Source organism: Paenibacillus xylaniclasticus (genome assembly GCF_004001065.1).
In the GTDB taxonomy this organism is placed as follows: Bacteria; Bacillota; Bacilli; order Paenibacillales; family Paenibacillaceae; genus Paenibacillus_T; species Paenibacillus_T xylaniclasticus.
Genome location: NZ_BIML01000013.1, coordinates 72,285 through 84,874 on the forward strand (window position 1 = coordinate 72,285; position 12,590 = coordinate 84,874).

The window sequence follows — 12,590 nt, forward strand, 5'->3', positions numbered from 1 at the left end:
TCCAATGAAAGAGTTTATGGTATAAATCGAGGGGATGAACTGCAAGTCCTGTGCATCCAAGATTGAGAAAGCTATCGATACAATGAACAATGTTTCAGGGGTTGTGGATTTTGTTACTCGAACTGCGAAGGTAACCATCGACAGCCCAGAAGTGAGTATTAACGATGTCGTTCACAAAATTGAGAGCCTTGGCTATCAAGCCGTCGCAAAGTAATAAGATATAGAAGATTTTAAGAGATGAAAGAGGAAGAGCAGCTTGCTTTGCACGGGATGCAGAGCAAGCTGTTGGTGTATGTTCCGAGTCAGTAGCGTTATGCGAAGGACTACTTGACACTAATCTCAGAATAAAGTATCTTAAATTTAAGATAATAAATCGAGTAAATTTAGAGGGTGAGCTTCATGATGAGCCGCAGCTACACACAGGATATTGCACTTGATCTGTACATCGCCTTGTCGCGGGCGAGTCAGTGGGTGAACGCGCATGCGGATCGGGACATTCGGCGGCACGGACTGAACCGCACGGAGTTCGGTGTACTCGAGCTGCTGTACCATAAGGGAGCGCAGCCGATTCAACAGATCGGCAGCAAGGTGCTGATGAGCAGCGGCAACATCACGTATGTGGTCGACAAGCTGGAGAAGAAGCATCTCGTTCAACGACGAGTCTCAACAGAGGACCGGCGGCTTATCTACGCGGAGATTACGGAGGCTGGTCAGCAATTTATCGAAGCGGTATTTCCACAGCATGCGGATGTCATCAGCGGAGCAGTAGCCGGACTGACGGAGGAAGAGCAGAAGACGGCAAGTCAACTGCTTAAGAAGCTTGGCAAGTTCGCTCAGGCAGGGTTCAAGTAGAAAAGGCAATCACTAGCCCGTTGGATCGAGCGACGATTAGTCGTAAGAGCCGGTCTTATAGGAAGGCAATTCAACGGGTACTTTTTTTGATTATATATCTTAAAATTAAGATTTTAATAATATTGCAAATAGCTTGTCGGAAGCGAGTTTACTAGAAATTTAGGGGAGCTGGTATTCTATGACGGTTCAATATCAAACAGCAGGTATTCACCATATTACAGCGTTCGTTCGGGATGCACAGGCGAATGTTGATTTTTATGCAGGTATTCTCGGGTTACGTCTTGTGAAAAAAACGGTGAACTTCGATGCACCGGAAGTGTATCATTTGTATTTCGGCGATCAGCAGGGAAGTCCAGGGACGATCATTACGTTCTTTCCATGGCCGCATTCCCGTAAAGGCCGAATCGGCGGCGGACAGGTCGGCGTCACGACGTATGTCGTGCCGACGGGAAGCCTCTCGTTCTGGGTGGATCGGCTGCAGCAGTTCGGCATCGCATACGAACAGACGACCCGATTCGGCGAAGCCTATCTACAGTTTGAAGATCGCGACGGGCTAAAGCTCGAAATTGTTGAACGCGATGCAGGGGAACCAAGCAAGTGGTCGTTCGGCGGCGTTCCGGCAGACAAGGCGATCAAAGGGTTTGGAGGCGCTATATTGTACAGCACTGCACCTGATCGAACGGCTGATATTCTACAGCATGTGATGGGTCTGCGCAAGGTAGGGCAGGAAGGTTTATATGCTCGTTATCAATCGACCGCGGAGATCGGCAACATCATTGATGTGGCGGTGAATCCAGCAGCGCCCGGATTAGGCGGGGCAGGCACGGTACATCATATCGCATGGCGTGCTGCAGACGATGCCGAGCACGCTCGCTGGAGAGATCATATCGAGCGTAATGGGTTCCACCCGACACCAATTGTGGACCGTCAATATTTCAACGCGCTGTATTTTCGGGAGGCCGGGGGCATCTTGTTTGAAATCGCAACAGACCCTCCAGGCTTCACACGGGATGAGGAGCCGGATGAGCTCGGACAGAAGCTGATGCTGCCGGAATGGTTCGAAGCGAAACGCGGCGTTATTGAAAGCTGCTTAACGCCGTTTCAAGTACGGGAACTGGAGGTGAACCGATGATGAAGCACCTGTTCACGCAAGGGAGCGACTCCGATGCGCCTGTACTGCTCCTGCTCCATGGCACCGGAGGTACCGAGCATGACTTGCTGCCGCTGGCGGAGCAGATTTCGCCAGACTCGTCTATCCTTAGCGTTCGTGGGAACGTGCTGGAGAACGGGATGCCGCGTTTTTTTCGTCGGCTGGCGGAAGGAGTGTTCGATGAAGAGGATCTCCTATTCCGGACGAAGGAGCTGAACGATTTTGTTGATGAGGCAGCCCGCGAATATGAATTCGACCGGAGCCGCGTAGTGGCTGTCGGATATTCTAATGGAGCGAATATTGCAGGGAGCTTGCTGTTCCATCATCCTGGCTCACTGAAAGGGGCAATGCTGCACCATCCAATGGTGCCGAGAAGAGGAGTCCGGCTGCCTGATCTGACGAGAACGAGCATCTTCATCACAGCCGGACATAACGATCCGATATGCTCTCCGCAGGAGACAGTGGAGCTGCAGACGCTGCTGCATAATGCCGGTGCCGCTGTAACGGTGCATTGGGAGTATGCCGGCCACCGACTGACACAATTGGAGGCGAATGCCGCTGCGGAATGGTTCAAGGTGCACTTTGGTAGTATGAGTCGGTAACATTCAAAGTCCTCTATGAGCGGTGCTCATAGAGGACTTTTCGTATAACCATGCTGAGCAGCCCGTACATGTTGTCTCGTTACACAAGGATTGAATAGGAATTCCACATGTTGACACTAAGTATTATCTGTATTATTGTGTGTGATACAAAGTGAGCGTTTCAAGGAGAGCAATTGTATGATCATTTCGTTGCAATTAGACAGCGAGACGCCGATCTACGAGCAGCTGCGTAATCAGATTGTAATTGGTATTGCGACAGGACAGCTCGAACCGGGGGAGAGGCTGCCGACTGTACGCCAGCTTGCCGAGGATTTGGGCATTAATACGATGACGGTGAACAAAGCATACTCGTTGTTGAAGCTGGAAGGATATATTGTCATTGACCGTCGGCATGGTGCGAAGGTAAGTCCTCGCAAGACAGGCGGTACAGGGGAACAGTCCTCCACGATGCTGGTGGAGCGTTTGGAGCTTATTATTGCGCAAGCGACGATTAATGGGATGGAACGGGCGCAATTTGACTCGTTATGCGACCAAATTTTTGCCCGGATGAAATATTCATCGAAGCTTTGAACCGCCACATATAAGAAGAAGGAGACGGTTTACGATGACCACATCTTTTATGCTCGTTCAGTTCATTCCGATTATCGTACTTTACACTGTTTTCTGGGTAACCTACTGGCCGTTAGCGAATTATAAGAACGGAATGCTGTTTGCCGTTACGCTGCCTGAGCATGCAATCGAGCATCCAGCAATTGATGAAATTCGTTCGCGGTTTAGGAAGCAATTTATCCAATGGAGCGTTGGGCTAGGAGTCGCCGTCATTCCACTCGCTGTGATGAACATATGGGACAAGCTTCTCCCTTATTCGACCATATATTTTTTAATGTGGATTGTTATGTTCATCCTCGGTATGGCAGTGCCAAGCAGGCGGGCATTCATTTCGACGCTTTCTTTGAAGCGGGAGCAGGAATGGTTCGTAGGCAAGAAGAACGTCGTGCATAGTGATCTTCGGGTCGCCAGATTGAAGAACGCGAAGTCCGCCCCGTTAAGCCTGTTCGCAATTCCCTTGGCAATGTCGGTCGGTACGCTGCTGATGATAATGCGAGACGATGAAGTGTATTCAGGAATTGCATATACTGGCATTGGCGTGACGCTGTTGTTCCTGCTTAGTTCATTCTATATGCGTCGAGCGAAAGCAAAGGTATACAGTGCGGACAGCGATATTAACTTAAGCTTAAACCAAGCACGTCGTCGCACTTTATCCTACTTGATGTTACTACTCGCGATTGTAGAGAATGTGCATTTTCTGCTTATTTGCCTCTTTCTTACGGATGAGAACTCGGATATGTCTGGCTTATGGATAACGATTACGATGCTGTTCTCTATTGCTCCTGTCGCAATCCTGCTGATGACCTATCGGCGAATCCGTGCGCGGGAACAAGAAATTTTAGAGCAGGATGGGAAAGTGATTTATTCCGACGACGACGAGTATTGGGCGAACGGTTTTACGTATCATAACCCGCACGATCGTGCATTGTTCGTAGAGAAGCGGGTAGGAGTCGGGTTGACGATCAATACGGGAACTTTGGCGGGCAAAATCATCGCGGGGGGACTGATTGGTATATTGGCAGGCACGATTATCGTCGTTTCATTCCTGCTAATCCGTTCTGAACTGACTTCCCCGGTTTTAACGTTAACGGCGGACCGTCAAGTCGAAATCAACTACCCGATGTACAATTACGACTTCCCAATCTCGGCTATTGAACAGCTGGATCTCGTCGATGAGGTGCCCATAGGTGTTAAGACATCCGGTGAAGCAACGGCAAGAGCGTCGCGAGGCAAATTTTCATTGAGCGGACTAGGCTCGACAAGGTTGTATATATACAAAAATAACCCGCCATACATTCGAATTAAATTATCCAATACGTATATTTTCTTTAACGATCAAGACCCGGAGCAAACGAAGCGGATCTATGAGCAATTAAAAAATTCGCTGCAGCAATAACGGTTCGCCATACTTTCGCCCTGTTCGTTCTGGACCCATTCTGTGAGAATAGGTACAGAAGACGAACCGAAAGGGGACGAACGGTTACCTATGCAAATTTCAATTACACGAGGGCTTGCTGAGTTAAAAACGTTAGATGCGCGGATCCATAAGGCAATCGCCGATACTTCCTTCATCGGGTTGACGACGGGGAAGAAGACGATCGTCGGCTATAAAGATAACCGAGAATTTGAGGATAAAGTGAAGTCGAACAACCAGTCGATATCCGATCTGATCAAGCGGCGTAACATCATTAAGACGGCCATCGTTCGATCGAACGCCGTGACGATGGTTACGGTTGGACGGCAGTCGATGACAGTAGCCGAGGCGATCGAACGGAAGGCGTCCATCATATATGAGCAGACGCTGCTTAACAAGATGAAAAGCGATTATGCCCATGTCCTTCGCCAATACGAGGCAGAAGATGAGAAGGTGAAGGGGCGTCTGGATGAGCTGCTTAAAACGACGTTCGGAACGGACAAAAAGCCGGCAGCGGATCAATATGAGTCTACCTCGAAGCCATTTCTTGAACAGAATGAGCCAAGGCTGATCGACCCGTTGAGCTTGAAAAATAAAATTGACATGCTGCAAAATGAAATTGATGATTTTCTGATGAATGTCGATTTTGTTCTGAGCGAATCAAATTCGATTACGAGAATCGAAATTCCGGATTCAGTCTAGCTTAGACGACGATGCCAATACTCCGAAATCAGATGAACAAGAGACCGCTTGAGCTGCTCGGTTATGCGGCTCCACCTCATGAGATCGTTATTGGAGATGCGAGAATGAAAGCTCAGGGCTCAACGATTAATGGTCAAAGCTTATGGTTCAAAGCTCTTGAAATTGTTCAAAGCTCAATTATCGTTCAAACTTCAAAGCTCGATCAAACCCACGGTTAACCGCGTACACGTACTTCTCTAGGACGTAATCTGATGCGGCGTGGCTGGAGTGTTGGCATCCTAGTCAAGCGCCTGCAGTGTAAGAAGCACTGCGGGCGCTTTTTATAATCGTAGATGAGTACCGGCCAGTCTCGTTAGGCTTCCTTACGCTTAATAGGGATATAAATATCCATCTGTACCTCACCATGTTCCGGGTTACTGCGCTCGTCATATATTTCGAGCTCTGGTGTACCCGCGTGCTCGTAGTCGTTGTGAGGGAACCATTCGGAGAAGATCGCGCTCCAGGTGTTCTGGATGGATTGTGAGAACTGGTCGAGCGGAGACTTCGGCGTCGTGAACACCGCATACTCAGCAGTGTCGAACTCATGGCATGTAAGCTCATTGTCTTCAATGCTTTCGAAATGCTCTGCCTCCATACCAATCGTATAAATAAAGCTCCCAGTGGTCATATCGAAGCTGTGGCAGATCCCGAGCTCGACCGGCGTATCCTTGTGCACCCGGTTTGGGATTCGAGAGCTCCGATCATTACGGAGATAATCCTGCCAGAAAGCCGGAATGTCCTGATGGTTCTTCCCGTCTTGAGTCGTCGTGTGAATATCAAAGCCGATTACTTTAAACGCTGGCTTCGTAACGATTCGATAGTTCATACTATTACCTCCTTCTCTCATTTCGCTGTTTTCAGGGTGAGTCCGCGCTCCTTATCAGTTATGCCATGCTCCGAATGGACCATTATTGATGACAAAATAGGACTTTTGGACCATTTCTATGTGTGGGTAGCATGGTGGCGCGACCATTTTAGACCAAAGAATAGGAATTATGACTCTACATTATGTAACCAAATCATGTCATTGTATTATATATTAACATAATGTAATAAAATTTGGAGGGAGGAAAAGTATGGAATATTTAGCATTGGGTGATTCCATAACATTTGGTCATGATTGGAAGACGAAGCTTTCTCCTTTTCCGATTGAAGTTCAGACACTGCTGGAAGAATCAGAAGAGGTGTCGATGCACATGCATGCGAAGCCGGGGTGGACGTCAGATCGGCTGCTGCAATCGATCTCTAGAAGCAAGGATCGGTTATGTGAGGATACCCGACTGGTTACGCTAATTATTGGCGGCAATGATGTTATTAAGTACACGCTGCCGCTGCTGACAGGCAAGACCACCGGACTTTACCGAATAGCTGAGCGTTTGTCCGACAATATCAGAAGCATCGTCAGCCTCGTGGCTCATCCTAGGACAACCGTACTGATTGGAACGCTGTATAATCCGTTTCCTAATTGGATTGTCATGGAGAAGACGACACAAATTATTAACCAGCATATTCGTCGGTTGATCGAATGGGATAATGTTCATTTGCTGGATCTGGAGCATTTGTTCAAAGGTAGGGAATGGGAGTGGATAGACGGTTATAATAAAGGACGTTTTCTCGACTTGAGGCCGATCGGTAATCCGATTCATCCGAATTTGAACGGTCATCAAGCGATTGCCGAGGAAGTGGTGCGTACTTATAAGCAAATCATTCAGACAAGGCAAAATCATTCCCGGGAAGAGGGTGCACTAGTGAGCTAGAGAGCCATCCGCAGATATAAGGATGGTGCGTTATCGTTATATATTTTGATTGCGTGTATGCGAATGAAGCGGGGGCGTCCAGAGAGTCAGTGAGAACGGACTAATGGGCAGCCCCTGCTTAGTCGTGCATACAATCTACTGTGTTTACGGAAGAATGTTGCCTGCGGCCCGGTAAATATCATACCATTCTTCGCGGGTAAGGACGATGTCGCTTGCTCGGATGCAGTCCTTCAGCCGGTCGATGTTCATCGTGCCGATAACCGGCTGCATCTTCGCAGGATGGCGGAGCAGCCATGCGATAGCGATTGTCGTGTTGCTTACTTCATATTTCCTCGCGATTGCGTCGATCTTCTCGTTCAGCTTAGGGAACTTGTCGCTGCCGAGGAACACGCCTTCGAAGAAGCCGTATTGGAACGGCGACCAAGGCTGGATTGTAATATCGTGCAGGCGGCAATAATCTAGAATGCTGCCGTCACGGTTAATAGCAGAGCTATTCTCCATGTTCACATTGATGCCGTTCGAGATCATATTTGCATTCGTAATGCTAAGCTGCAGCTGGTTGGCGATCAGCGGCTGTTTGACGAATTTTTTCAGCAACTCGATTTGCATCGGATTCTGATTGGAGACGCCGAAATGACGTACTTTACCGGAGCTTTCAAGCAGGTCGAACGCCTCCGCTACTTCTTCTGGCTCCACAAGCGCATCCGGACGGTGCAGCAGCAGAATGTCCAGGTAATCGGTTTTCAGCCGCTTCAGAATGTTGTCGACCGAGTAGAGAATATGCTCCTTCGAGAAATCGAACGTACCGATATCTGGACGGATGCCGCATTTGGATTGGAGAATGACTCTCTCACGTACAGAATCACTCATATGAATAGCGTCAGCAAAAATTTCCTCGCAAGCGCCGCCGCCATAAATATCCGCATGATCGAAGAAGTTAGCGCCTTCCTCTAATGCAGTCTGAACGAACTTCTCTGCCTCCTGCTTACTTAACGAATTGATTCGCATGCAGCCAACGGCTACAACGGGAACTTCCAGATTGCTTGCACCCAATGTGATCGTTTTCATAGCAATGTCCTCCTACGCTGCGTCAGGGTATATATAAAATAGTTGGAACAAGGGCAAGCCCTTCCTGATTGTGACATAATCGTGAGGCTGTTATCAACCTTCGGGGACAGCAATGCCAGTGATTTTTGTTTGACTCCCTTGCTGGGCGATGAGTACAATGGAGTCATTGTGTCGCCGTACGGGTAAAGGGAGGATAGCATCACGATGGAAGGCATCGGTTTAGTATTGGAAGGAGGCGGCATGCGCGGTATTTATACGGCCGGCGTGCTTCAATATTTTGCAGAGCAGCAAATTTATTTTTCATATACGATCGGGATGTCGGCAGGCGCTTGTATGGGGATTAGTTACTTGTCCAGGCAGCTTGGCCGTAACCGGAACGTGAACGTGAATTGGATCTCTGATCCGCGATATATTTCATGGAGAAATTATTTGAAGCGCGGCGAGCTGTTCGGAATGGATTTCATATTCGATGAAATTCCGAATAAGCTCGTGCCGTTCGATTACGAGACGTTTCATCAATGCCCGGAGGAATTCGTAATCGGCACGACGGATTGCGATACGGGAGAGACGATCTATTACCGTAAGAGCGAGGAAGGGTTCGATATACAGACGATTCTTCGGGCGTCCAGCTCGCTGCCTTTTATCGCACCAATCGTCGAGTTCGGCGGAAGGCGACTGCTCGACGGCGGGATATCCGACCCGATACCGATTCGCCAGGCGGAGAAGGACGGCAACAGGCGGAACGTTGTTGTGCTCACCCGCAATGCCGATTACCGCAAATCCCGCAATAAGTTCGCTTGGTTCGTGAAGCGGGCGTACCGCAAGTTTCCGGAGTTTGTTCGCATCATGCTTAATCGTCATGATATTTATAACGGGACGCTGGATTACATCTCGAAGCGAGAACAGGAAGGCGACACATTCGTCATTCGTCCTTCGCAGCCGATGAAGGTCGGGCGGATGGAGCGCAACCCGGCAAGGCTCGATGAGCTGTATATGCAGGGATATGAGGACGCGAAGCAGCTTATGCCGAAGCTTAGGGCTTGGATGGCAAGGAGCTAGTAGAGCGGCATATGTTGAAATAATAGGTTGGACGAAAAACAACAGGCTTGTTGTTCGTCCAACTTTTTTTGTTTTGGTGAGGCGTGATGCCAGCTGAAAAGGGGGCCAAATTACTGCACTCGATGCAGTAATTTGGCTATCGGTCTCGCTTGTCGAGCTTTATTTATTCAGCCATGCCCCTGTCCGCTCGCAGCCGAAGCCTCGTCTTCGGTCGACTCGGTCTCCGTATAACGCGCCAGCGCCCAAGAAGCGGTCTGGCGCATCCGGTGCTTCAGATAGCCGCCCTCGAGCACTCGGACACGCAGGCCGAGAAAACGGATGCGGGATAGCAGGAACTCGCTTTCGTCGGCGAGATATGTGACATGGATCTGGTACAGCTCAGCCGCTTCATCGTACGAGACGGACTTCTCGAAGCAGGAGAAGGCGTACAGAATGCGCGACAGCTCTTGATTGTAAGCAGGCACAATGCCGATGACCGCCTGCCTCTTTCGAGCTTCCATAAGCTTGTCAACGCGTTCGGTCAGCTCATGGCGCCGCTCGGGAGCGAGCTCGATCTCCTCGACCTCCGCAATTTGATTCAGCCGGGTAGACATGAGCGTCCGGTTGTGCGTGTCATACCAGAGCAAATACCATTCCCGTTTGGCCATATTGTATTCCAGCTTGCAAGGGAATCCGTTCAGTCCTTTCTTGATGCCTCCATGCTTCAGGCGAACGGTAAGTCGAATGCCGCCGCCGTTAATTAAGATACGACGGAGAGGGCGGAGGAGCGGATGGTAGACATGGCGTTCCCGGCTTCGCGCTTTCTCGATCATGATGTCTCGGACATCGCCGCTTTCTTCATCATCCCCGTCCGCACTCAGCAAATGCTTCAACTTCCGTAACGTGTCCGGCGTGAAGGCTGCTTCAGCGGCATTGTGTTCCAGCATTGTGCGAAGCCAGGTACGCTCCTGCAACGTAATCGCGAACGAGCCCGTCTCATCGAGGCGGGAGATGATTTGGTAGTTAAAAATTTTTTCGAACAGGCTCATAATAGGACGCAATCTCCTTCCACTCCGCGATAAACTCCTTGCGCAGCCAAGCCGGCTCCAGTACCTCGCAGTTGGAGCCGAAGCTTCTCAGCCACGGCTTGATCTCATAGGTGCCGTTCACCTTAATCTCGAATAGGAATGAATTGTCGGATTCCTCCTTGATTTTGCCCCATTGTCCCTGTGCCAGAACACGCTCTCGGATGAAGTTAGCGCCCGACCGGTGATCCGGATTGAAGAACCGGACGACCACCTTCACTGTGCGCAGCGTATCGGTAACCCAGCTGTTGCGAAGCTGCTTCAGCACGCGCGAAAGCCGGTCCTCGAACACGTCCTCAGGCACCAGCTCTCCTTCCTCCAGCTGCGTCAGTCCCTCCATTCGGAACTTGGCGATGCCGGTTCGATCGTTATACCCGATCAGATACCAGCGCCCATACTGATGGTCGAAGATGACTCGAAGCGGCACAACCGTAGTTCCATTCCGCGTTTCCTTCTCGTAGAGAGGGTTCGTATTCTGCGATGTATAGGTAAGCCCCTTGCGAGGAGCCAAGTATATAAAATGCAGCTTCCTGCGCTGGCGGATTGCGCTGAAGATCGTATACAGATGTGCTTCATCCAGAATCCGCGAATGGTAGTGGTATTTATAACGGTGCGTGTCCGCTGCATGGGCATGAATGCCGCGCCTCTTAAGTGCCTTCTTCAGCGTGTCCCGCAGCAGATAGCCTTGGACGGACGGGACCTGCGTATTGGCCGTCACGTCGACGAAGTCGAACAAGTCGAGCAGCTCGTCGTCTGTTAATTGCTCGATCAGATCGTTCGCAGCGCGATACCGGTAAGGACGTGATTCGCCCAAGCGGGAGATGACGCCGATCTCCTCCAAATATTTCAAATCTCCGCGTATCGTCTTCTCATCCGGCGCGGGCATATCGGCCGGCATCTGCTCGCTGCAGATATCCTGCAATTCTTTGGCCGTCAGCTCCCGGTCCTGCAGCGACGCGAGAAGCATCGTCAGTCGGATGCTCTCCGACTCCTTCAACGACTTGGCCCGATACAGGAACAGCAGCAGAGGGTCAGCCGATTCATAATAGTTGTAGCGAAGTCCCTCCGTTAGCTCTATAGTCTGCTCCGCAGTCAAATGCGGCGCTGTGAGGCTGAGCGTCTGCTTTAGGCTCCGTATGGTTTTGTCCAGGGTATGGACCGATATGCCGAGTCGGGAGGCGAACTGCTGCCGGTTGTACGCTCCCCCTGCCAAAGCGACAAGGCGAAGAAATTGAATTTCCTTATCGAAGCTTTCCCGTGCCATGATCGTTCCTCCCGACTAGTTAAGTTAGAATTTGTTGTCATGATTTCTTTATTGTATCAAGCTCAGCAAGTGGGGAAAATGGAAAAATGTTCGATCGCCATACTTTCGCCATGTTCGAATTGATGCAGATGAGGGATGATAGAAGCAGTTCAGTAAGTCTAAAGTCGTAAGGAAAGACAGGAGGCGATAGGATGCGAGACATCCATACCGAAATTCTGGAGCAATTAAATAAGCTGGAGCAGGAGGAGAACATTCGCATCCTATATGCGTGTGAGTCGGGCAGCCGGGCGTGGGGCTTTCCTTCACGGGATAGCGATTACGACGTTAGGTTTCTATATATTAGGCCGGTTGAATGGTATCTGTCGATCCAAAGCCGTAGAGATGTTATTGAGCGGCCGATCAGCGATCAGCTCGATATTAGCGGATGGGATTTGAAGAAGGCGCTTGGCTTGTACCGCAAGTCGAACCCGCCGCTGCTCGAATGGCTGCAGTCACCGATTAAATATGCCGAGCCTTACAGCGTGGCAGAGCAGCTGCGCGGCTTGTCACCGCTCGCCTTTTCCCCGAAGTCGTGCATGCACCATTACTTGCATATGGCGCGCGGTAACTATCGGACCTACTTACAAGGCGAGCAGGTGAAGATCAAAAAATATTTTTATGTTCTGCGGCCCATTCTCGCTTGCGAGTGGATCGAGCGGTACGGCAATATGCCGCCGATGGCATTCGAGACGCTACTGGATCGGATTGTGCCGGCGGACAGCGCGTTGTACGAAGCTGTGCAGCAGCTGCTCGTGCGGAAGAAAGCGGGCGAGGAGCTCGATTACGAGCCCCGGATCGAAGCGATCCACCATTACATGGACGAGAGCTTGCCAAGGCTGGACGAGCAGGCGGCAGCGCTGCAGGGTGCGGCTGGCCCTGCGCCGGATGACCGGCTGGACGAGCTGTTCCGATCGGCGCTTCGGGAAGTGTGGGGCTGGACGGCAGAAGCGTGAAGGGGACAAATATCATGA

14 protein-coding genes are annotated in these 12,590 nt (G+C 50.3%); 10 read left to right on the forward strand and 4 right to left on the reverse strand.

Annotation, left to right across the window (positions count from 1 at the left end; all coding sequences use genetic code 11):
- Positions 1 to 34: 34 nt before the first annotated feature.
- The 7 genes from PXY01_RS23330 (at position 35) to PXY01_RS13960 (ending at position 5,329) form a co-directional block, all read left to right on the forward strand.
- Complete coding sequence (locus PXY01_RS23330) at positions 35 to 214, forward strand: cation transporter (protein WP_127570627.1); 180 nt, start codon at positions 35 to 37, stop codon at positions 212 to 214.
- A gap of 188 nt (positions 215 to 402) precedes the next feature.
- Positions 403 to 852, forward strand: a complete 450-nt coding sequence (locus tag PXY01_RS13935) for a MarR family winged helix-turn-helix transcriptional regulator (RefSeq protein WP_127570728.1) — start codon at positions 403 to 405, stop codon at positions 850 to 852.
- 178 nt (positions 853 to 1,030) lie between these two features.
- Complete coding sequence (locus PXY01_RS13940) at positions 1,031 to 1,984, forward strand: ring-cleaving dioxygenase (RefSeq protein WP_127570628.1); 954 nt, start codon at positions 1,031 to 1,033, stop codon at positions 1,982 to 1,984.
- Complete coding sequence (locus PXY01_RS13945) at positions 1,984 to 2,604, forward strand: alpha/beta hydrolase (RefSeq protein ID WP_127570729.1); 621 nt, start codon at positions 1,984 to 1,986, stop codon at positions 2,602 to 2,604. Before PXY01_RS13940 ends, PXY01_RS13945 begins: the two co-directional genes overlap by 1 nt.
- A 177-nt stretch (positions 2,605 to 2,781) precedes the next feature.
- A complete protein-coding gene (locus tag PXY01_RS13950; RefSeq protein ID WP_127570629.1) occupies positions 2,782 to 3,174 on the forward strand; it encodes a GntR family transcriptional regulator in 393 nt (130 codons plus the stop codon).
- Positions 3,175 to 3,208: 34 nt separating this feature from the next.
- Entirely contained in the window at positions 3,209 to 4,609 is a 1,401-nt protein-coding gene (locus PXY01_RS13955) for a DUF5808 domain-containing protein (RefSeq protein WP_246027934.1), read from the forward strand.
- 90 nt (positions 4,610 to 4,699) lie between these two features.
- Complete coding sequence (locus tag PXY01_RS13960; RefSeq protein WP_127570630.1) at positions 4,700 to 5,329, forward strand: hypothetical protein; 630 nt, start codon at positions 4,700 to 4,702, stop codon at positions 5,327 to 5,329.
- 352 nt (positions 5,330 to 5,681) lie between these two features.
- Here the strand turns inward: PXY01_RS13960 and PXY01_RS13965 are convergent, their stop codons facing one another.
- Positions 5,682 to 6,194, reverse strand: coding sequence for a GyrI-like domain-containing protein (locus tag PXY01_RS13965; RefSeq protein ID WP_246027935.1), 513 nt, complete (start codon positions 6,192 to 6,194; stop codon positions 5,682 to 5,684).
- Between the two features lie 250 nt (positions 6,195 to 6,444).
- Here PXY01_RS13965 and PXY01_RS13970 point away from each other — a divergent pair, with 250 nt between their 5' ends.
- Positions 6,445 to 7,125, forward strand: a complete 681-nt coding sequence (locus tag PXY01_RS13970; RefSeq protein ID WP_127570632.1) for an SGNH/GDSL hydrolase family protein — start codon at positions 6,445 to 6,447, stop codon at positions 7,123 to 7,125.
- 144 nt (positions 7,126 to 7,269) lie between these two features.
- Here the strand turns inward: PXY01_RS13970 and PXY01_RS13975 are convergent, their stop codons facing one another.
- Positions 7,270 to 8,193 (reverse strand): aldo/keto reductase, encoded by a 924-nt coding sequence (locus PXY01_RS13975; RefSeq protein WP_127570633.1) that lies wholly within the window; start codon positions 8,191 to 8,193, stop codon positions 7,270 to 7,272.
- A gap of 204 nt (positions 8,194 to 8,397) precedes the next feature.
- Between PXY01_RS13975 and PXY01_RS13980 the strand changes: the two genes are divergently transcribed.
- The gene (locus tag PXY01_RS13980) at positions 8,398 to 9,252 is read left to right on the forward strand and encodes a patatin-like phospholipase family protein (protein ID WP_127570634.1); all 855 of its coding nucleotides are present in this window, start codon (positions 8,398 to 8,400) and stop codon (positions 9,250 to 9,252) included.
- Between the two features lie 167 nt (positions 9,253 to 9,419).
- On the opposite strand, the gene PXY01_RS13985 is transcribed toward PXY01_RS13980, so the two are convergent.
- Both PXY01_RS13985 and PXY01_RS13990 read right to left on the reverse strand, forming a co-directional pair.
- Positions 9,420 to 10,280, reverse strand: coding sequence for a WYL domain-containing protein (locus tag PXY01_RS13985; protein ID WP_127570635.1), 861 nt, complete (start codon positions 10,278 to 10,280; stop codon positions 9,420 to 9,422).
- A complete protein-coding gene (locus tag PXY01_RS13990; RefSeq protein ID WP_127570636.1) occupies positions 10,255 to 11,580 on the reverse strand; it encodes a helix-turn-helix transcriptional regulator in 1,326 nt (441 codons plus the stop codon). Before PXY01_RS13990 ends, PXY01_RS13985 begins: the two co-directional genes overlap by 26 nt.
- Before the next feature lie 191 nt (positions 11,581 to 11,771).
- On the opposite strand from PXY01_RS13990, the gene PXY01_RS13995 reads away from it, so the two are divergent.
- Positions 11,772 to 12,572 (forward strand): nucleotidyltransferase domain-containing protein, encoded by an 801-nt coding sequence (locus PXY01_RS13995; protein ID WP_127570637.1) that lies wholly within the window; start codon positions 11,772 to 11,774, stop codon positions 12,570 to 12,572.
- Positions 12,573 to 12,590 lie beyond the last annotated feature (18 nt).

Coding starts and splice junctions, on each gene's coding strand:
- PXY01_RS23330 (WP_127570627.1), top strand. CDS start 35: ATGAACTGCAAGTCCTGTGCATCCAAGATTGAGAAAGCTATCGATACA.
- PXY01_RS13935 (WP_127570728.1), top strand. CDS start 403: ATGAGCCGCAGCTACACACAGGATATTGCACTTGATCTGTACATCGCC.
- PXY01_RS13940 (WP_127570628.1), top strand. CDS start 1,031: ATGACGGTTCAATATCAAACAGCAGGTATTCACCATATTACAGCGTTC.
- PXY01_RS13945 (WP_127570729.1), top strand. CDS start 1,984: ATGAAGCACCTGTTCACGCAAGGGAGCGACTCCGATGCGCCTGTACTG.
- PXY01_RS13950 (WP_127570629.1), top strand. CDS start 2,782: ATGATCATTTCGTTGCAATTAGACAGCGAGACGCCGATCTACGAGCAG.
- PXY01_RS13955 (WP_246027934.1), top strand. CDS start 3,209: ATGACCACATCTTTTATGCTCGTTCAGTTCATTCCGATTATCGTACTT.
- PXY01_RS13960 (WP_127570630.1), top strand. CDS start 4,700: ATGCAAATTTCAATTACACGAGGGCTTGCTGAGTTAAAAACGTTAGAT.
- PXY01_RS13965 (WP_246027935.1), bottom strand. CDS start 6,194: ATGAACTATCGAATCGTTACGAAGCCAGCGTTTAAAGTAATCGGCTTT.
- PXY01_RS13970 (WP_127570632.1), top strand. CDS start 6,445: ATGGAATATTTAGCATTGGGTGATTCCATAACATTTGGTCATGATTGG.
- PXY01_RS13975 (WP_127570633.1), bottom strand. CDS start 8,193: ATGAAAACGATCACATTGGGTGCAAGCAATCTGGAAGTTCCCGTTGTA.
- PXY01_RS13980 (WP_127570634.1), top strand. CDS start 8,398: ATGGAAGGCATCGGTTTAGTATTGGAAGGAGGCGGCATGCGCGGTATT.
- PXY01_RS13985 (WP_127570635.1), bottom strand. CDS start 10,280: ATGAGCCTGTTCGAAAAAATTTTTAACTACCAAATCATCTCCCGCCTC.
- PXY01_RS13990 (WP_127570636.1), bottom strand. CDS start 11,580: ATGGCACGGGAAAGCTTCGATAAGGAAATTCAATTTCTTCGCCTTGTC.
- PXY01_RS13995 (WP_127570637.1), top strand. CDS start 11,772: ATGCGAGACATCCATACCGAAATTCTGGAGCAATTAAATAAGCTGGAG.